At 73.4% G+C, this 18,882-nt stretch carries 11 protein-coding genes and 2 pseudogenes; 6 read left to right on the top strand and 7 right to left on the bottom strand.

Annotated elements, in window-relative coordinates:
• The first annotated feature begins 288 nt into the window (after positions 1 to 288).
• A complete protein-coding gene (locus tag ACF07B_RS02955; protein WP_392177532.1) occupies positions 289 to 3,297 on the top strand; it encodes a beta-galactosidase in 3,009 nt (1,002 codons plus the stop codon).
• Here the strand turns inward: ACF07B_RS02955 and ACF07B_RS02950 are convergent.
• Positions 3,284 to 4,786: an alpha-N-arabinofuranosidase gene (locus tag ACF07B_RS02950; RefSeq protein ID WP_392177531.1), complete on the bottom strand. Its 1,503-nt coding sequence runs from the start codon at positions 4,784 to 4,786 to the stop codon at positions 3,284 to 3,286. The two genes, ACF07B_RS02955 and ACF07B_RS02950, sit on opposite strands and share 14 nt — an antisense overlap.
• A 23-nt stretch (positions 4,787 to 4,809) precedes the next feature.
• Between ACF07B_RS02950 and ACF07B_RS02945 the strand changes: the two are divergent.
• Positions 4,810 to 5,283: pseudogene (locus ACF07B_RS02945) on the top strand (IS200/IS605 family accessory protein TnpB-related protein); the annotation flags it as partial.
• A gap of 18 nt (positions 5,284 to 5,301) precedes the next feature.
• Here the strand turns inward: ACF07B_RS02945 and ACF07B_RS02940 are convergent.
• The 3 genes and pseudogenes from ACF07B_RS02940 to ACF07B_RS02930 all read right to left on the bottom strand — a co-directional run.
• Positions 5,302 to 5,538 (bottom strand): annotated as a pseudogene (locus tag ACF07B_RS02940) (sugar transporter); the annotation flags it as partial.
• A 240-nt stretch (positions 5,539 to 5,778) separates the two neighbouring features.
• Complete coding sequence (locus ACF07B_RS02935; RefSeq protein ID WP_392177530.1) at positions 5,779 to 6,678, bottom strand: SMP-30/gluconolactonase/LRE family protein; 900 nt, start codon at positions 6,676 to 6,678, stop codon at positions 5,779 to 5,781.
• Positions 6,675 to 7,448 (bottom strand): IclR family transcriptional regulator, encoded by a 774-nt coding sequence (locus ACF07B_RS02930; protein ID WP_362402563.1) that lies wholly within the window; start codon positions 7,446 to 7,448, stop codon positions 6,675 to 6,677. The genes ACF07B_RS02935 and ACF07B_RS02930 overlap by 4 nt, the downstream gene beginning before the upstream one ends.
• Positions 7,449 to 7,803: 355 nt before the next feature.
• Here ACF07B_RS02930 and ACF07B_RS02925 point away from each other — a divergent pair, with 355 nt between their 5' ends.
• A complete protein-coding gene (locus tag ACF07B_RS02925) occupies positions 7,804 to 8,439 on the top strand; it encodes a hypothetical protein (protein WP_392177529.1) in 636 nt (211 codons plus the stop codon).
• Here ACF07B_RS02925 and ACF07B_RS02920 read toward each other — a convergent pair.
• Positions 8,429 to 9,304, bottom strand: a complete 876-nt coding sequence (locus tag ACF07B_RS02920) for a RimK family alpha-L-glutamate ligase (protein ID WP_392177950.1) — start codon at positions 9,302 to 9,304, stop codon at positions 8,429 to 8,431. The genes ACF07B_RS02925 and ACF07B_RS02920 overlap by 11 nt on opposite strands.
• Before the next feature lie 252 nt (positions 9,305 to 9,556).
• Between ACF07B_RS02920 and ACF07B_RS02915 the strand changes: the two genes are divergently transcribed.
• Complete coding sequence (locus tag ACF07B_RS02915; protein WP_392177949.1) at positions 9,557 to 10,657, top strand: MerR family transcriptional regulator; 1,101 nt, start codon at positions 9,557 to 9,559, stop codon at positions 10,655 to 10,657.
• 36 nt (positions 10,658 to 10,693) lie between these two features.
• On the opposite strand, the gene ACF07B_RS02910 is transcribed toward ACF07B_RS02915, so the two are convergent.
• A complete protein-coding gene (locus ACF07B_RS02910; protein WP_392177528.1) occupies positions 10,694 to 11,338 on the bottom strand; it encodes a toxin-antitoxin system, toxin component in 645 nt (214 codons plus the stop codon).
• Between the two features lie 298 nt (positions 11,339 to 11,636).
• Here ACF07B_RS02910 and ACF07B_RS02905 point away from each other — a divergent pair, with 298 nt between their 5' ends.
• Together ACF07B_RS02905 and ACF07B_RS02900 are read left to right on the top strand one after the other, a co-directional pair.
• Positions 11,637 to 13,208, top strand: a complete 1,572-nt coding sequence (locus tag ACF07B_RS02905; protein WP_392177527.1) for an acyl-CoA synthetase — start codon at positions 11,637 to 11,639, stop codon at positions 13,206 to 13,208.
• On the top strand, positions 13,201 to 14,592 hold the full coding sequence (locus ACF07B_RS02900) for a carboxyl transferase domain-containing protein (protein WP_392177526.1): 1,392 nt from the start codon (positions 13,201 to 13,203) through the stop codon (positions 14,590 to 14,592). The genes ACF07B_RS02905 and ACF07B_RS02900 overlap by 8 nt, the downstream gene beginning before the upstream one ends.
• A 241-nt stretch (positions 14,593 to 14,833) precedes the next feature.
• On the opposite strand, the gene ACF07B_RS02895 is transcribed toward ACF07B_RS02900, so the two are convergent.
• The gene (locus ACF07B_RS02895; protein ID WP_392177525.1) at positions 14,834 to 18,472 is read right to left on the bottom strand and encodes a S8 family serine peptidase; all 3,639 of its coding nucleotides are present in this window, start codon (positions 18,470 to 18,472) and stop codon (positions 14,834 to 14,836) included.
• Between the last annotated feature and the right edge of the window lie 410 nt (positions 18,473 to 18,882).

The following is an 18,882-nucleotide window of genomic DNA, read 5'->3' as shown; positions in this document are numbered from 1 at the left end:
CTCCTCAAACGCCGGAGAGGCTGAAATTCACGCACGTGAGGGGCCGGGGGGGGGGCCCCCCCCCCCGGGCCCCCCCCCCCCCCCCCCCCCCCCCCCCCCCCCGCGGGGGGGCCCCCCCCCCCCCCCCCCCCCCCCCCCCACGGCCATATCGCGTAATTCGCCCGCGCCGGGATCGTCATACGACCATCGAATGACCTGCCCATGTGGACAATGGCCGCACCTTCCCCGGCTTCCCGGGTTCGGACGAAGCGGGGGGAATCCCCGTCGCCGTCCTCCGGGAGAACCCGCATGGTGTTGAGCAGACGTACCTTCAGCGCACTCGCCGGCACCGCGGCCCTCGGCCTCTCCATGAGCGGCTCCGGGAGCGACGAGGCGCGCGCGGCCGGAAGGACGCCCCTCGCACCCACCGGACCCGCGCCCGCGCCGCCCACCGCCGACGGCCACCCGCACACGGTCGGATTCGACCGCTACTCGATGCTGATCGACGGCAGGCGCCTGGTGATCTGGTCGGGCGAGTTCCACCCCTTCCGGCTGCCGAGCCCGTCCCTGTGGCGGGACGTCCTGCAGAAGATGCGTGCCCACGGCTACAACGCGGTCAGCATCTACGTCGCGTGGAACTACCACTCCCCCGCCCCCGGGGAGCACGACTTCACCGGGGTCCGCGACCTCGACCTCTTCCTGCGCACCGCCGCCGAGACCGGGCTGTACGTCATCCTGCGCCCCGGCCCGTACATCAACGCCGAGGTCGACGCGGGCGGCTTCCCCGGCTGGCTGACGGTCACCCCCGGAGTGGCCCGCACCTCCGACCCCGCCTATCTGGAGCACGTCGACAGGTGGCTCACCGCCGTCGACCGCATCGCCGCCCGCCACCTCTGCACCGACGGCGGCGGCACGATCATCCTGTACCAGCTGGAGAACGAGTACGACAACCACGTGGACGAGCCCGCGGGCCGCGACTACATGGCTCACCTGTACGCCAAGGTGCGCGCCGACGGCATCGACGTCCCCCTCTTCCACAACGACAAGGGCAGGAACGGGCACTGGGCCCCCGGCGCCTTCGACGCGGGCGGCGAGCGCGGGCGTTACCTGTACGGCTTCGACGGCTACCCCTCCCCCTCCAAGACCCCTCCGGACTGGGGGCACTTCGGCTCCGGCGGCCTGAAGGGCGGCTCGACCGCCAGCCCGGACACCCCCGGGTTCATCCCCGAGTTCGGCGGCGGCTGGTTCGATCCGTGGGGCGGGGCGGAGTTCGACGGCCTCGGATACGCCGAGTCCCGCCGCACCCGGGACGCGGCCTACGAACGGCGCTTCTACCTCACCAACCTCGCCAACGGCATCACGGTCCACAACGTCTACATGACCTTCGGCGGCACCTCCTGGGGCTGGCTGCCCGCGCCGATCGTCTACACGTCGTACGACTACGGGGCCGCCCTCGACGAGGCGCGTCAGCCGACCGGGAAGCTCCTGCCCATGCACCAGATCGGCCGGCTGCTCCAGTCGGTGCCCGATCTGGCCAAGCTCGACCGCGCCGAACCGCTCCCCGGCGACGGCCTGGGTGCGGGCCCCGGCATCAAGGCGTACCACCTGGTCAATCCGGACACGAACGCGCGCTTCCACGTGCTGCGCAACGACTCCCCCACCGAGTCCCTCGCGACCGTGACGCTCGCCGGAACGGACGTCGAGGTGCCGGTCCCGGGTCTCGACGCACGGCTGCTCGCCGCCGGGATCCTTCTCGGGCGCCGGAAGCTGAGCTGGTCCACGGCCCAGCCGATGCTGTGGCTGACCGCGGGACGGCAGGACATCGCCGTGTTCACGGGCCGGGCGGGCGAATCCACCCGCACCGCTCTGGAGGCCACGAGCGAGCCGAAGGTCACCGTGCTGGACGGGGACGCCGGGTACGGCTACGAGGACGGGATCCTGCGGATCGACGCCGTGCTCGACGGCATCACCCGGGTCCGGGTGGAGGGCGGCGGGACCACGGCTCCCCTCCTGCTGCTGTTCGCCGACGACGAGAGCTCCCGTCTGCTGTGGCGCTACGACACCCCCTCGGGTCCGGTGCTCGTGCGCGGCCCGGCGCTGCTGCGCACGGCCGTCCTGCGCGGCACGGCCGCCCATCTCACCGGGGACACGACGGGGGCGGCCGACCTGGAGGTGTGGGGGCCGCGCGGAATGGACGAACTCGTCTGGAACGGCCACGCGTCGAAGGCCCACGCCACCGCCTCCGGGAGTCTGCGGGCCGAGCGGCCGCTGGCCGGACCGGGCCGGGTGCGGCTGCCCGCGCTCACCGGCTGGCGCCGGGCCGAGGAGAACCCCGAGTCGGCCGCCGATCACGACGACACCGGGTGGCGGGTCGCCGACAGGACGTCCTCGCACAGCGTCACCCCGGTGCCCGCCGGGCAGCCCGTGCTGTTCGCCGACGACTACGGCTTCCACTACGGAGACGTCTGGTACCGGGGACACTTCACGGACGCGGACGACGCGGACTCCGTCTCCCTGGCCTATGTCACCGGTACCCAGGGGCTGTTGATGGCCTGGCTGGACGGTGAGCCGCTGGGCACGCACCGGATGCCGGTGCCGGACAAGAAGACCGTGCGCAAGGGGACCTGGACGGCCACCGCCACCTTTCCCGTCCGGCCCCGGGAGCGGGGGTCCCATGTGCTGTCCGTCCTGGTCCGGCGGATGCAGCACGACGAGGACGGCAGGGCCGACGACACGCACAAGGCGGCCCGGGGGCTGACGGCCGTCAGCTTCGAGGGGGCCGCTCCGGCGGTCCGCTGGCGCGTCCAGGGCGCGGCGGCCCCCGACCCGGTGCGCGGACCGCTCAACGCCGGAGGTCTGCACGGGGAGCGGCACGGCTGGCATCTTCCGGGCTTCGCGGACGGCGGCTGGAAGGCCGTCGGCCTCCCGCGAGCCGAGCGGCGCCAGGGTGTCACCTGGTACCGCACCGGATTCCGGCTCGGTGTGGACAGCGGGGTGGACGCGTCGATCGGGCTCACCCTCACGGACGATCCGTCCCGCGCCTATCGTGCCCAGATCTTCCTGAACGGCTGGAACATGGGCCAGTACATCAACGACGTGGGCCCGCAGCACACGTTCGTCCTCCCCAACGGGGTGCTGCGCACCCGGGGGCACAACACCCTGGCCCTCGCGGTGCTGTCGGACGGGACCACACCCGCCGGCCCCGGCCGGGTGGAACTGACGCTGCTGGGCAGCGCGGCCGGAGGAGTGCCGGTGACACCGGTCGCCTCCCCCGGCCCCACGACCGCGCGGGAGCGGGAGCGCCCTACACGAGCCTGATCACGTTCCAGGACAGCGGTTCCAGGACGGCGCCGAGCGTGCCGTCCCGGAGCGTGGTCCCCTCGACCGGGTGCGGGGTGACCCGCTCCGGGTCGTGCAGGCTGTTGACGGCGTCCGGGTCGGCGTCGGCGAGCGCGCTGTGCTCGACGACCGTCGTCAGCCCCATCCGGTTCAGGGCCACTTCGAGCGGCAGCGGCTCGGCCTGGCTGCGGTTGACGGCGAAGACGGTCACCGAGCCGTCCTCCGCGCGTACCGCGGTGGCGTGCAGCAGGTCCACCTCGCCGTGCTTGCGGGTCGCGTACGTCGGCGAGTCCACCCGGACGTCGAGGACCTGCCCGCGTCCGTGGGCCGAGGCCTGCGCGAACGGGTGGAACGTCGTCTGCCGCCAGGCGGGGCCGCCCGGTTCGGTCATGATCGGCGCGATGACGTTGACGAGCTGGGCCAGGCAGGCGACGCGCACCCGGTCCGCGTGCCGCAGCAGCGCGATGAGCAGCGAGCCGACGACCACCGCGTCGGTGACGGTGTAGACGTCCTCCAGCAGGCGCGGGGCCTCCTGCCAGTCCTCGACCGGATGCGGGTTGGGACGGCTCTGGTACCAGACGTTCCATTCGTCGAAGGAGAGGTTGATCTTCTTCGTGGACTTCAGCCGTGCGCCCACGTGGTCGCAGGTGGCCACCACGTTCTCGATGAACGACTCGGTGTCGACGGCGGAGGCGAGGAAGGAGTCCCGGTCGCCGTCGGTCTCCTCGTAGTAGGCGTGCAGGGAGATGTGGTCGACGAGGTCGTACGTCTCGGCGAGGACCGTCGCCTCCCACTCGGCGAAGGTCGCCATGCCCTGTCCGGACGAGCCGCACGCGACGAGTTCGAGGCCGGGCTCGATCTGCCGCATCGCTCGGGCGGTCTCGGCGGCGAGCCGGCCGTATTCCCGCGCGCTCTTGTGGCCGGTCTGCCAGGGGCCGTCCATCTCGTTACCGAGGCACCACAGCCGGATGCCGAAGGGGTCCTTGTCGCCGTGCGCGATCCGCCGGTCGGAACGGGCGGTCCCCGAGGGGTGGTTGGCGTACTCCTGGAGCGCCAGGGCCTCGGCGACCCCGCGGGTGCCGAGGTTGACGGCCATCATCGGCTCGGCCTGCGGGCCGATCTTCCGTACGAAGCCGATGAACTCGCTGAGCCCGAAGCGGTTGGACTCGGTGGAGCGCCAGGCGAGGTCGAGGCGGCGCGGCCGCTCCTCGGCGGGGCCCACCGAGTCCTCCCAGTCGTAACCGGAGACGAAGTTGCCGCCGGGGTAGCGGACGGCCGTGACACCGAGCTCGCGGACGAGCTCCAGCACGTCGGTCCGCAGGCCGTCGGCGTCGGCCGCCGGGTGGCCGGGTTCGAAGACGCCGGTGTAGACGCAGCGGCCGAGATGCTCGACGAAGGAACCGAAGAGACGGGGGTCGACCTCGCCGATGGTGAAGGCGGGGTCGAGGGCGAAGCGGGCGGTGCGCATGGTGTCCTTTCGGGGCGCCTTGGGTGGGGTTGGGTGGTGCGGGTGGGCTGCGGGCGGTGGGGGCGTCGTTCGTGGTGCCCGGCCCGTCGGGTGTGACGGTCCGGGACCGGCTCAGGTGCCTCACCGCCCAGGACGAGACGGTGCTGCGGCTGGTCGGCGACCACCTCGGTCCGCCGGCGTCCCGGGACCTCAAGTTGCGGTGTGCGGCCGGTCTGGAGCACGACAACGACGGGTGGGCGTCGCGCAAGCGGGAGCTGACCGGGCTGTCGTCGTCGCGGTGGGCGGGGTCGTTGACGAAAGCCACGCATGACCAGTGGGCGTTGGCCCGGCGCGGCCAGGCCGCGCACATCCAGCAGCTCGAAGCCGGGGTGAACACAATCCGGCACCGGCTGTCCCTCCCGCTCGGCGAGAAGGGCAGCAAGCGGCTTGCCGGTGGTTGTCGGAGTCGGCGGGAGTGGCACACCAAGACGCGTCGGCTGCGGGTACTGGAGGACCGGCGGGCATCCGGTTTTGGAAACGGCGGAGTCCTTGACCGCGATGTCCGGATGTTCCTTGCGGAAGGCGTCCGTCATCGCGACCTGATTGATTCCGTCGCCTCCCGTGAAGAGGTTCCAGTACCGGACCCGGGTGCTCGCGCCCGAGGCGAGCGCGTCCGCGCCGGTGCCCAGTGCGGCGAATCCGAGGCTGCCCGCGACCGTCAACCCGCCCACCGTGGACAGGAGTTGCCTGCGCGTCAAGCCAGGTCGTCCCATACCGTGGCCCCACTGTTCGACATTTCGGAGGATGACCGCATGTTCGAACGGGACCGTAGATAGGAAGCGCTTTCTCGTCAATGGTTCGCGCAAAAAACGGTGCGCTCGAAACGGCGGCGGCTGCGCGGGAGAGCGGGCACCGGAGAAGGCGGGCGCGAGAAGGACGAGTCCCCGCCCGGTGGTCGTCAACCGGGCGGGGACTCGGGGGCGTTCGGCTGTCGGGCGGACTCCGGCGTGCGGCTATCCGGCGAACTCCGGCTGCGGCAGACCCTTGCCCGCGCCGGGGACGACGAGCAGGGAGCCGGACATCGGGTGCGGTGCCGCGAGGCCCGTACGCGCGGTGGTGATGTAGAGATCGGTGAGGTCGGCGCCGCCGAACGCGCAGGCGGTGGGGCGCCGGACGGGCAGTTCGAGAACCCGGTCCAGCGCGCCGTCCGGCGTGTAGCGGCGGACCGCTCCGCCGTCCCAGAGGGCGACCCAGACGCCACCCTCCGCGTCCACCGTCAGACCGTCGGGGAATCCGTCCTCCACGGTGGCGAACGGACGCCTGTCGACCGGCAGTTGATCGTCCCCGATGTCGAACACGTCGATGCGGCGGGTCGGCGAGTCGATGTAGTAGACCCGGCGGCCGTCGGGGGCCCAGCCGATGCCGTTGCTGACGCTCACGTCATCGAGGAGGGGCCGGACCGTGCCGTCGGGGGCGATCCGTGCGAGCGTGCCGCCGCCGGGCGCCTCGTCGTAGCGCATGGTGCCGCACCACAGCGAGCCGTCGGGCGCGACGGCCGCGTCGTTGGCCCGCCGGCCGGGCACGGGCTCCCGGTGCAGCCAGCGGAACGAGCCGCCGGCCGGTGCCGTCCCGGTGGATCCCCCGGCCGCCGCGGCGGACTCGCCGGACTCCGCCGGACCGTACAGACCCACTCCGTCACGGAGGTTGACGACCAGTCCACCCCCGGCCCGGGGCTTGGCCGCACCCACGTGCTGTTTGGTGGCCAGCACCGTGCGGCGGCCGGAGACGGGGTCGTAGGTGTGGATCCGGGAGCCGAGGACGTCCACCCAGACGAGCCGCCCCGCCCGGGCGTCCCAGGTCGGGCCCTCGCCGAGCGCCGCGTGCGCCCGGACCGCGACCTCGACGGCACTCACCGCGCGTTCCGGTGGCCGAGCCGCTCGGACAGTTCCGCGGCGCCCTTCACCGCGAGCTGCTCCAGTTCGACGCGGCGCTCGTCGCTCCAGCGGATCATCGGCACGGAGATCGACAGCGCGGCGACGACCTGTCCGGCCCGGTCGCGCACGGGGGCGGCGACACAGCTCACGTCCGGGTTGGACTCGCGGCTCTCCACGGCGATCCCGCGCCGGCGGATCTCGACGAGGGCCTCGCGCAGGGCGCCCGGCTCGGTGATGCTGTTCGGGGTCATCGCCACGAGGTCGGCGTCGTCCGGGACGCGCGAGGTCAGCTCCGGCCCTGAGAGGGAGGCGAGCAGCATCTTGCCGACGGAGGTGCAGTGCGCGGGAAGCCTGCGGCCCGCCGCCGAGACCATGCGCACCGCGTGCGTGGAGTCGACCTTCGCGATGTAGATGACATCGGTGCCTTCGAGGATCGCCACGTGTACGGTCTCGTCACAGGTCTCGGCGACGGAACGGGCGACCTGCTGACCCTCGGCCGCGAGGTCGAGCTGCTCGGCGTAGCGGCTGCCGAGCTGGTACGGGCGCACGCCGAGCCGGTAGCGTCCCGGCTGGCCGGGCACCTGCACGATGTACGAGCGGGCGGCGAGCGTGGTCACCAGCTCGTGCACGGTCGTGCGCGGCAGCTGGAGCCTGCGCACGATGTCGGGGGCGGAGAGCGTCCCGTCCCCGTCGAGAAAGAGCTCCAGTATGTCCAGAGCCCGGGTCACGGCAGGTACGAGGCGTCCCACAACCGGCCCCTCTCTTTTGTTCGAAATTTCAACAGACGATCGGGATGACGAACACAGGCTAGTCATTCGCCCGGGGGCGGGCAATGGTTTGCGGTCCCCCCGCTCGCCCGCCCCCACGCCGGCTCACGACGATCCGCGCCCCGGCGACACGAACGGTTCCTGCCGGACCTGCCCGGGCCCGACCGTCCGGGCCCGGGCGGACCCGGGCCCGGGCGGCCGAGCGGCTTGGGCCCGGCCGAGCCGGTCGAGCTTGACCGAACCTGGTCAGGCCTGACCGGGTCAGGCCTGACCTGGCCGGCCATGCGGGGGCCTTCGCGTTCCCTCCCCGGCCCCGACGGGGGACGGGTGCGCGACCATGGAGCGCATGCCGGCCAAACGCCCCGCCACCCCCTTCACCCCGCTCTCATTCCAGCTCGTCCTGCTGCGCCGCATGGCCGACCACAATCCCGACCTGGTCGAGGACGCCCGTCACGAACTGGGGGTGTCCATCGCGGACATGCGCGAGGCCAACCGGCGCTGGCAGGCGATGCTGCGCACCCCGCACGCACGGTCCGCCGCCTCGCGCTACCGCTCGGTCCTCGGGGCCCCCGAGTCCGCGCGCGAGCGCCGGATCGGCGATCTGACCTGCGAGGCCCTGCAATGGCCGGTGCCGCTGTGGCCCGGTCTGCGCTTCGAGGTCCTGCTCGCCCCGAACGGCGTCGCCTGGAACGAATGGCTGGTCCGGGCCCCGGGCGCCCCCGCCCCGGCGCTGGAGACCCTGGAGGACCTGGCCCCGTGGTGCTGCACGGTCGACGAGGCGGCCCGCGCCTTCGCCCCCGCCCGGCCCCTGGAGGGCACGGCCCCCACCCGGTGGGGTCTGGCGTTCACAGCGCCCGACGCCTCGGGCGTACCGCACGCGTGCGCGGCGGAGTTCACCTGGGGGCTGCTGCAACGGGTGGGCGTCAAGGGCCCCGTGGACGAGGGTTCCGGGACGAGCCCCCTCAGAGGGTGACGGCCTCGATGATCCGGTCCACGACGACGGGCAGCGATCCGGGGTGGAGCCACAGGAAGAGGTTCGGCTCGACGAGCTCCAACTCCATCAGCCAGGGCTCGCCGTCGGCGCCGTCGACAAGGTCGACCCGGGCGTAGAGCACGCTGTCCGCGCCTCCCGGAACGGCGGCCAACGCCCTTTCGGCGACGGCCAGTTCGGCTGCGGTCGGCTCCCAGACCTCCAGGCGCGGGTGCGGCGTCTTGTCCCCGTCGTACGGCGTCCCCGGCTCCAGCACGGCCCCCTTGCGACTGGCGTGCAGCAGCCGTCCGCCGAAGAACTGGAGCGCCCGCTCGCCCCGGGTGTCGATGTCCGTCACGTACGGCTGGACCATGGCGGTCAGCCCTTCGGCGTGCATCCGCGCGAGCTGCGCGAGGGCCGTCTCCCGCTCCTTCGGCGTGTACCGGGCGGCATAGCGCGCCCCCGCCCCCGCCGTGGGCTTCACGACGAAGTCGTGCTCGCCGGGCAGGTCGACCGGGTCCCCCGGCGCGAGATACCGCGTCGGCACGACCGGCACCCCCGCGTCCGCCAGCTCGCCGAGGTACCGCTTGTCCGTGTTCCAGCGCACGACCGGCGCCGGATTCATCAGCCGCGTGAGCCCCGCGCACCGCTCCGCCCACCCCACGAACTCCGCCACACGCCGGCTGTAGTCCCAGGTCGACCGGATCAGCGCCAGATCGAACCGCGCCCAGTCGACCGCGGGATCGTCCCAGTGCACGATCTCCGCCGCCGCCCCGGCGTCCTCCAGGGCTTCCCTCAGCACCGGCAGATCCCGGTCCGCGCCGGGCTCCGCGCCCGGGTCGTAGGTGACGAGCGCGATACGGGCCACTACGGACTCCTCCTCGTACGGCACCGGCACCTGCGCACGGCGACGGTGCACGGCATCGGGCGCACCCCGTCGGTACGCCGTCCCGGGGCAACCCCGCCGCAGCGTAACAACCGCCCGCGCCCCCCGACGGGCCGCACTTGACCTTCACCATGGGGCAGGGCCCAGCATCGGTGACGCAACGACGAGGAACCAGAATCAGGGCCGGGACCAGGTACGACCCGGACACGGGAACGACGGGGTGGACGTGTGGACATGCTGACGATCGGTGCCTTCGCGAAGGCCTCCCGGCTGTCGCCCAAGGCGCTGCGGCTCTACGACGAGCTGGAGCTGCTGCGCCCCGCCCGGGTGGACCCCGAGACCGGTTACCGCTACTACGCGGCCGAGCAGCTCCACCGGGCCCGGCTGGTCGCGTGGCTGCGGCGGCTCGGCATGCCGCTCGCCCGCATCCGGCGGGTGTGCGCCCTGGAACCGGGGCCGGCCGCGCGGGAGATCACGGCGTACTGGGCAGAGGTCGAGGCCGAGACGGCCGCCCGCCGGGATCTGGCCGCGTTCCTCGTGAACCATCTGTCACCGTCCCCAGGAAAGGACACCAGCATGCTGGAACTCCGCTACTCCGCACACTCCGACACCGGTCTGGTCCGTGCGGCGAACCAGGACAGCGTCCACGCGGGCGCCCGTGTCCTCGCGGTCGCCGACGGCTGCGGGCCGGGCGGCGCCCCCGCGAGCACGGCGGCGGTACGGGCCCTCACGTTCCTGGACGACGAGCCGCTGTCGGCCGGCGGCGTGCTCAACCTGCTGGAGGACGCCGTGGAGGGCGCGGCACAGGCCGTGGCGGACCTGGTGCCGCGACACGCCACGGACGGGACCCCGGACGGAGACGGCACCGGCAGCACGCTCACCGCCCTGGTGTGGACCGGCTCCCAGCTCGCGCTCGTCCACATCGGGGACTCCCGGGCCTATCTCCTGCGCGAGGGCGGGCTGCTCCGGATCACCCACGACCACACGGTGGTCCAGTCGATGATCGACGAGGGCCGCCTCACCCCGGAGGAGGCGACCACGCATCCGCAGCGCGCCATCCTGCTCAAGGCGCTGGGCAGCGACGCGAACGTACCCGATCTGCGGCTGCACGACGTCCGGCCGGGCGACCGCTACCTGCTCTGCTCGGACGGCCTGTCCACCGTCGTGCCGGACGAGGGGATCGAGCGGCTTCTCGCCTCCGCCACCGATCCCGACGCGGCCGTCCGGGCCCTGATCGGGGCGGCGAACGACGCCGGCGGCCCGGACAACGTCAGCTGCGTCGTCGCGGACGTGGTCGAGGCGGCGGCCCGTCCGGGCGGACTCCGGTTCAGCTAGGACCTGCCGGACCGGACAGGTACGGGGACCCGTGGGTCAGTCCTGGGGCCTGCGGTAACCGAGGGAGGTCTCGATGGCGCGGCCCACCGGGTCGACGGGGGCGCTGTCGCCGGGGCCGGTCACCCAGGTGCGGAAGACGCTCGCCAGTTGCAGGCCGAAGGCCTCGGCCTGAGCCTCGTCCGCCTGACGTGATCCGTCGCGGGCGGCGACGGCGCGGGCGACCTCCTGCCGGAACGGCGTCGCCCGGGGACCGGAGTCGTGCCAGCCGGAACGGTCCGAGAGGGCCGCCCGTGCGACGGCCCTGGCGCCGTCCACGTGGTGGTCTCGGTGGCCTTCCTTCATGTGCCACAACTCGTGCCCCAGGATGACGAGTTGCTGCACCGTCTCGGCGCGCTCCTCGACGACGACGAGGTCGAAGTCGCCGAACTCCATCCACAGACCGGTGACTTCGATCTCGTCGGGGAAGCGCTCGAAGCGGAGCTGGACCGGACGGCCGCCCCGGCGCCGGCTCATCTCCTCGCAGAGGGCCTGCGCCAGCTCCCGCATGTCGACGGGCGTATCGATCCTTCTGCGCAGTACCCGGCCGAGCTCCACCGCGAGCGCCCGCATCTCGGAGCGGGCTCCGCGCGGACGCAGCGCCGCCACGAACCTTCCGACGGAGCCGGACGGCCTCGTCGTCATCGCTCCGCCCCCTCGCCGTCGGGCAGGACGCCGGGAAGGTGCGACGGGGACTCACTCACCAAAGGTCTCCCGGCAGTTGACTCGTCAAGTTGTGACGCGAGGCCGACCCTACGTGTCCGGGTCCGTCCACGCCACGGTTCCCCGGCGATCGTTCCCGGTTTGGGAACGATCCTTACGGCGCCTGCGCGCCCCCTCCACGTCCTCGGCGCGATCGTGCGGCAGGCAGCCCGAACCCGGAGCCCGATCGTGTAGGAAGAGCCTGTCCCTCCCGGTGAAGTCCTCTCGGCAAGGAGTCCTCGTGTTCTCCCTCTTCCCGGCCCTGGTGGGCGGTTCGGTCGCGGACCGGTCCGCGCTGCGCTTCGGCGACCGGTCCCTGACGTACGCGGAACTGGCCGCCTCCGCTCAAGCGCTGGCCGCAGGGCTCGGCGGTGCCGGGAGGGTCGCCGTCTGGGCGACGCCGACCCTGGAGACGGCCGTCGGCGTCGTCGCGGCGCTGCTCGCCGGGGTGCCGGCCGTGCCGCTGAACCCGAAGTCGGGGGAGACGGAACTCGGCCACATCGTGGGGGACAGCAGGCCGTCCCTGGTGCTCGCGGCTCCGGGGGACGTCCTTCCCGCTCCGCTCGGGACGCTGGACCGTATCGACGTCGAGGTGAACGCGAAGGCCGATGGGAAGGCGGACACGGGGGCGGCGGCCGGGGTAGCGGGTGGCGCGGGGACCCGGGGCTCCTCCGCGCCCGCCGGGCCCATCGCCTCCGCCGCGGCCCCCGGGACCGTCACCGACCCCGCCGCCCCCGCCCTGGTCGTCTACACCTCCGGCACCACCGGTCCGCCCAAGGGCGCGGTCATCCCGCGCCGGGCGATCGCCGCGACCCTGGACGCCCTGGCCGACGCCTGGCAGTGGACCGGCGACGACGTGCTGGTGCACGGCCTGCCGCTGTTCCATGTGCACGGGCTGATCATCGGCATCCTGGGCCCGCTGCGGCGCGGCGGGTCCGTGCGGCATCTGGGCCGGTTCAGCGCGGAGGGCGTGGCGCGGGAACTGGACGCCGGGGCGACCATGCTGTTCGGGGTGCCGACGATGTACCACCGGCTCGCCGAGGCGCTCGGCGATGACCCCGGGCTCGCCGGGGCGCTGGGCCGGGCGCGGCTGCTGGTGTCGGGCTCCGCGGCGCTGCCCCCGCACGACCACGAGCGGATCAGGGCCGCGACCGGTCGCGGGGTCGTCGAGCGGTACGGCATGACGGAGACCCTGATGAACACCAGCGTGCGGGCGGACGGGGAGGTCCGCCCCGGGACGGTCGGTGTGCCGCTGCCCGGCGTCGGTCTGCGGCTCGTCGAGGAGGACGGGACGACGATCGCCTGGTACGAGGCCGACGGGACCCCGGCCGGGGCGTACGACGGCGGGAGTGTCGGCGAGATCCAGGTACGCGGGCCGAATCTCTTCACCGAGTACCTGAACCGGCCCGACGCCACCGCCGCCGCGTACACGGCGGACGGCTGGTTCCGCACGGGTGACATGGCGGTCCTCGACCCCGACGGCTCGGTCCGTATCGTCGGCCGCAAGGCCACCGACCTGATCAAGAGCGGCGGCTACAAGATCGGCGCGGGCGAGATCGAGAACGCGCTCCTCGAACACCCCGGGGTGCGCGAGGCCGCCGTCGCCGGCGAACCGGACGCCGACCTCGGTGAGCGGGTCGCGGCCTGGATCGTCCCGGTGGACCCGCACGCGCCGCCGTCCGCGGACGCGCTGGCCGATCACGTCGCCCGCCGGCTGGCCCCGCACAAACGGCCCCGCACCGTGCGTTTCCTGGACGAGCTGCCCCGCAACGACATGGGCAAGATCCTGAAGCGGGAGCTGCCGCGTGACTGAACGGATCTCGGCCCGTGAGGCCATCGCCCTGGTCACCGACAGCTTCGCCGAACTCCCCTCGCCCGAGGGCACGTTCCCGCCCGACGGCCCGCTCTCCTGGCAGGGGTACGGCGAGGCGCGGGCGTACGCGGCGGACCGCACCGGCGAGGAGGAGTCCGTCGTCTGCGGCACCGCGACCTTCGGGACGGCGAGTTTCGGCACGACGATCGACGGCAGGCCTCCGCTCGGTCCGGTCACCGCCGTCCTCGTCGCCTTCGAGTTCGGCTTCCTCGGCGGTTCCCTCGGAGAGCGCACCGGGGACCGGCTGGAGGCGGCCTACGACCATGCCCGTACGCACCGGCTGCCCGTCGTCGCGCTCGTCGCCACGGGCGGCAGCCGGATGCAGGAGGGCATGCTCGCGCTGACCCAGCTCCAGCGGGTGGCACGGCAGTCGGCGCTCACCAGGGAAGCGGGACTCGCGCAGATCGCGGTCCTGCGCGACCCCACGACGGGCGGCGGCTGGGCCACGCTCGGCGCGGGCGCCGATGTGACCCTGGCGCTGCCGGGCGCCCAGGTCGCCTTCGCGGGTTCCCGGGTCCGCCCGCCCGACGCGGACCCGGCCGCGTACACGGCCGAGGCGCAGGTCGCGGCGGGCTCGGTCGACGCCCTCGTACCGCAGGACGGGCTGCGGGAGGCGCTCGCCCTGTGGCTGGACCTGCTCACCCGGCCCTCCACCGGGGCGGCGCCGGTCCCGGCCGCGCTGGGCGAGACGACCGATCCGCCCGCGACCGGCTGGGACGCGGTACAGCGCGCCAGGGCCGCCGAACGCCCGCGCGCCGAGGCCTACTTGGATGCCTATTTCACCCGCCGGGCGGCGATCGGCGGCGACCGCTGCGGCGGCACGGACGACGGCGTGCTGTGCGGCTTCGGCCGCGCGTACGACGGGCGGACCGTCGCGTACGCCGCACAGCGCGGGACCCCGACCCGTCCCGCCGGGTACCGTACGGCCGCCCGGCTGATCCGGATGGCCGGGCGGCTCGGCATCCCGGTCCTGACGCTGGTGGACACCCCGGGCGCCGCGAACGACGCGCTCGCGGAGCGGCAGGGGGCCGGCGCGGCGATCGCGGACCTGTTCGCGGCGGTCGCCACGGCCCGGACGCCCGTCACCACGCTGGTGATCGGCGAGGGCGGTTCGGGCGGTGCGCTGGCGCTGGCCGCTCCGGGCAGCACCTGGGCCACACCGGACAGTTACTTCTCCGTCATCGCGCCGGAGTCGGCGGCCGCCATCCTCAAGCGTCCCGCCGCCGAGGTCCGGGCCACGGCGGCTCAACTCCGGCTGCGGCCGCAGGATCTGCTGGACCTGGGAGTGATCCGGGGCATCTCGCCACACCTCCCGGGAGGCTGAACCGCACCTCCCGGGAGGCCGAGCCGCACTGTCCAGGAGGCTGAGCCGCAACCCCCCGGGAGGCTGAACGGACGGCCGCCGTCGGCTCCTCCCTCCCAAGAGGAACCGACGGCGGCCTGCTCGACGGGCCGTCATCACCGGTGACGGCCTGGTGCGGGGCGAGCGCGCGGCGGCCCACCCGTTCGCGGTGGTGTGCCGGACGGCGGGCTCTCCCCCGGGGAACCCGCCGCCCGGCGGCCGGTCACCGGACGCCCACCGCCCGGACGGTCTCCTGGCCGACCGTGCCGCCCCGGTCGTCCCGGGCAAAGGCCCGCAGCGACACGAACGCGGCGTCGCGCGGCACGTTCAGCGTGCCGTTCCAGCGGGCCTTGCCGCCGCCGGTGAGCGGGACGCTCTTCCAGGTCGTCCCGTCGTCGTAGGACACCTCCAGCTTTCCGCCGCCGATCGTTCCGGTGTCCGGCGCGCCCTTCACGTACTCGGCGTAGACGCTCACCGGGACGCGGCCGCCGCGCACGTCGCCCGCGAGGTCCGTGTCGAGGTCGTAGCCGAGGTTGATGAGCGGGAGGAAGGTGTAGTGGTCCTCGGGGGTGGCCGCCGACCGGACGGTCCACTCGGTGTGGCCCTTCGTGGAGAGCCTCCAGCGCTCCGGGTCGAGGGTCGTGTCCGTGACGACCTTGTAGGTGTGCTCGTCGGCGGGCGCGTCCCAGACGTATCCGGCGGAGCTCTTCCCCTGATCGACCAGGACACCGTCCTGATAGACCTCGGTGAACTGGGTCATCCCGGTGTCCTCGCTCCACACGTCGCCGAAGCCGGTGTGGTCGGGGCCGGAGTCGCCCCAGCCGGGCGTGTTGAACTGGATCTGGTTGCCCGCGCGTTGCTGGCCCCAGCCCAGTCCGGTGCCGAGCCAGGGGTGCCAGACCGGCTTGAACCAGTTCAGGGTCTCGTGGGTGCCGCCCCGGTAGGGGACCAGGCCGCTGCGCTCCTCCAGCGCGCCCTCCCCGACGTTGACGGACTCCATCCAGGTCTGTCCGGGGCCGGTGGAGACGTAGTCGGTCCGCTCGGCCGGGTAGTCGATCCGCTCCTGGAAGCCGAGGCCGACGGGGAACGGGTCGGCGATCGAGTAGCGGAACTCGCTGCCCGAGACGGGCTTCGCGGCGTGGAACCTGGTGTCCAGCACGGCCAGTTCACCGCGCTTGGGTTCGTAGGTGAGACTGCGGTCCGGCACGGCGTTCCGGTAACCGTGCGAAAGGTCGTACACGTAGGGCGTGTTGCGCGTGCCGGTCATGTCGACGGTCCGGGTCGCGCGCAGCCGTGCCGCGTCCGCCGCGTTCACGGTGGCGATCTGCAGCGGCCGGTCCGCGTTGTCGTCCGTGCCGAACCAGGCGTTGAGGCGTCCCGGCGTGTCGTCGGTGACGAACAGGGCCTTGGCGCCCGCGTCCTGGGCCGCCTGGGCGAGCGCGGCCGGATCGACGCCGTCGGCGAGCCGAGCGAGGACGGCCTTGCCGCTCACCCCGGTGAACGGCCCGTCCCCGACGTCGACCAGCGGCAGCCTGCTGCGGCCCTCGATCAGGGTGCCGCCCGGCTGGGCGAGCGCCGCCTTGACGCCCACGACGTCGAGGAGCGGCTTCCCGAGCCGCCACACGGTCCGGTAGTCGAAGGTGCCCTCGGTGACCCTCGGGGTCGGCGCGGCGAAGACGCTGTCGTACTTGACGGGTACCTGGACCGCGCCGAACAGGTCGGAGCCACCACCCTTGCGGTCGTACTCCATGAGCAGCTGCCGGGTCTCGGTGCGCCGGTCGACCTTCGCGCTGATCTCCCGCAACGCCCGCCCGTCCAGGGTGACTTCGCGGTCCTGGTCGAGGGTGATCTGAGGTGCGGCGAGGAAACCGATGCCGAGGGAGTCGGCGCCATGGCTGCCGCGTACGTCGAGGAAGGACGTGAGGCTGTACGTGCCGGGCCTGAGGCGCAGTTCGAGGGTGCCGGAGTCCCCTACGGAGGCGGAGTACGCGTCGACGTCCGCCGCCAGTTGCTGCACGGCGAGGTAGGCCGCGGTCGGGTCGCCGTCCCGGTCCTTCACATGGACGGTGAGCGTGTACCGCTCCTCCTCCTTGACCAGCCCGAACGCGGTGTGCGCGACGGGCGTGCCGTCCGCCGACGCCACGATCCGCCCCGACGTCTGGCCCACGGGCGCCTTCGAGCCGTCGCCGGTGAGCGTGGTGGACGCGGTGCCGTGCGCGGGCACCGTGAGCGTGGTGTCGGCGAGGGTGGCGACACCCTCGCCGGCCCCCTCCGCGGCGAGCGTCAACCGCACCGCCGCGTCCGAGGAGTTGGTGTAGGTGAGCGTCCTGGTGACCGGCTTGTCCTCCTCGTAGGGCCAGCTGTGGAAGCCGAGGTCGGCGCTGCCCGTGGCGGTGACCTTCGCGTCGACGGCGTCCGGGACGCTCACCCGGCCGGCGCCCAACGCGTAGACGGAGGCGTCGAGTCGCTTCGACGTCGACATCAGCGCGTCCTTGAGCTGAGCACCGGTCCAGTCGGGGTGTTCCTGGGCGAGCAGCGCGGCCACGCCCGCGACGTGCGGTGTCGCCATCGACGTACCGCTCATGGAGGTGTAGTAGCCGCTGCCGCTCACGAGCTGGGAGCGGGCGGCGAGGATGTCGACGCCCGGCGCGGACAGGTCGGGCTTGAGCGCGTTGTCGCCGTAGCGGGGCCCGGTGCTGGTGAAGTAGGCGGCCTCGTCGGCGGAGTCGACCGCGCCGACGGTCAGGGCGGAGTCGGCGGCACCCGGTGAGCCGATGGAGGAGGGGGCGCCGGTGTTGCCGGCGGCGATGACGAAGAGGGCGCCGGTCTCCTTCGAGAGGGTGTCGACGGCCGCGGCCATGGGGTCGGTGCCGTCGCTGGGCTCGGTCGAACCGAGGCTCATCGAGACGACCTTGGCGTGCACGTCGCGCGCGGCCCACTCCATGCCGGCGATGATCTGGGACTCGCTGCCCGAACCCTGGTCGCTGAGCACCTTGCCGACGGCGAGCGTGGCCTCGGGCGCGACGCCCTTCTCCTGCCCGTCGGAGGCCGCGCCGGTGCCGCCCACGGTGGAGGTGACGTGTGTGCCGTGCCCGTTGCGGTCGGCGACCTCCTCCCCGTCGATGAAGCTCCGGGTCCGCGTGACCCGGCCGGCCAGGTCGGGGTGGCTCGTGTCGACTCCGGTGTCGAGGACGGCGACGGTCACGCCCTTGCCGGTGAGCCCGGCCTCCCAGGCCTTCGGGGTGCCGATCTGTGCGTTGCTCTCGGCCATGTCGGCCTCGACCCGCCCGTCGAGCCAGACCTTGCCGATCCCCTCCTGCCGGGTCAGCGCCTTCCAGAAGGTCCGTCCCTTGTCCGCGTCGACGGCCGCGCCGCGGATGCTCGGCAGCGACCGTGTCCGTTCGGCTCCGCCCGGGACCGTGGTCCGCGCCTTCGGGTCGTACGTCACGATCAGCGGCAGCTCACCGGTCTGCCGGTCGGTGAGCCCCTGGCGTATCAGCTCGCTCACGTCGAACAGCCGCCGGTCGAGGGTGCCGGCCCGCAGATACGGCAGCGCCTCGTCCGGTACGACGGTGACGGTGCCGTCGGCGACCTGGGTGCGCACGGCCCCGGTGGCCCCCCGGGGGCGCACGACCGAGACCGTCCTCTTTCCGCCGCCGAGGTCGGTGACGGTCACCTTGTCGCCGGTCACGAGGGTGACGGTGTGCGCGGCACCGGCGGCTCTCGCCTTCGCCGGGGCGGCGGTCCCGGAGTCCGCGGTGCCCGCGGCGGCGAGGGCGCCGGCCCGCCCCGTGGGCAGCAGGGCGAGCACGAGCCCGGCCGACAGCAGCGCCGCCGGACGGCTCAGTGGTCCTCTGGTCATTCATGGCCTCTCTTCGTCGGGCCGTGCGCGCGCCGGGCAGGGGGTGGCACCCGGTACGTGCGATGAGTGTCGGGGGGCCCGTGCCGCGAAGGCGCCGACGAAGCCTGGCGGGAAGGCGCCCTGGCGGCTTCCCGCCAGGACATGCCGGTAGGAGCCGCAGAAACCGGGACACCCGCCGAGGGGCGAGACCGAGTTCAGAGATCGAGGGGGCGGACCCGGGGATCAGACCGGGGCCGGGTTCGGGGACCGGTTCGGGGATCGGGCCGGGGCCGGGTTCGGAAACGAGTCCAGGGATCGGGCCGGACCACCCGTCCGGCGGCGCCTCGCCCGGCCGTCCAAAAGGGGCGCCGCCCGCCCCGCGCCCGCAGGATGCGAGAGAGGACCGCCGCCCGGCGGAGCCCCACGGTCTG

This window comes from Streptomyces sp. NPDC015532 (assembly GCF_043078065.1).
In the GTDB taxonomy this organism is placed as follows: domain Bacteria; phylum Actinomycetota; class Actinomycetes; order Streptomycetales; family Streptomycetaceae; genus Streptomyces.
Note: the sequence above shows the minus strand (reverse complement) of the source record. Positions and strands in the feature narration are given on the sequence as shown.

Excerpts from the sequence above, each read along its gene's own strand:
- ACF07B_RS02915 (WP_392177949.1), top strand. The coding sequence starts at position 9,557 with ATGCTGACGATCGGTGCCTTCGCGAAGGCCTCCCGGCTGTCGCCCAAG.
- ACF07B_RS02910 (WP_392177528.1), bottom strand. The coding sequence starts at position 11,338 with ATGACGACGAGGCCGTCCGGCTCCGTCGGAAGGTTCGTGGCGGCGCTG.
- ACF07B_RS02925 (WP_392177529.1), top strand. The coding sequence starts at position 7,804 with ATGGAGCGCATGCCGGCCAAACGCCCCGCCACCCCCTTCACCCCGCTC.
- ACF07B_RS02955 (WP_392177532.1), top strand. The coding sequence starts at position 289 with ATGGTGTTGAGCAGACGTACCTTCAGCGCACTCGCCGGCACCGCGGCC.
- ACF07B_RS02895 (WP_392177525.1), bottom strand. The coding sequence starts at position 18,472 with ATGACCAGAGGACCACTGAGCCGTCCGGCGGCGCTGCTGTCGGCCGGG.
- ACF07B_RS02950 (WP_392177531.1), bottom strand. The coding sequence starts at position 4,786 with ATGCGCACCGCCCGCTTCGCCCTCGACCCCGCCTTCACCATCGGCGAG.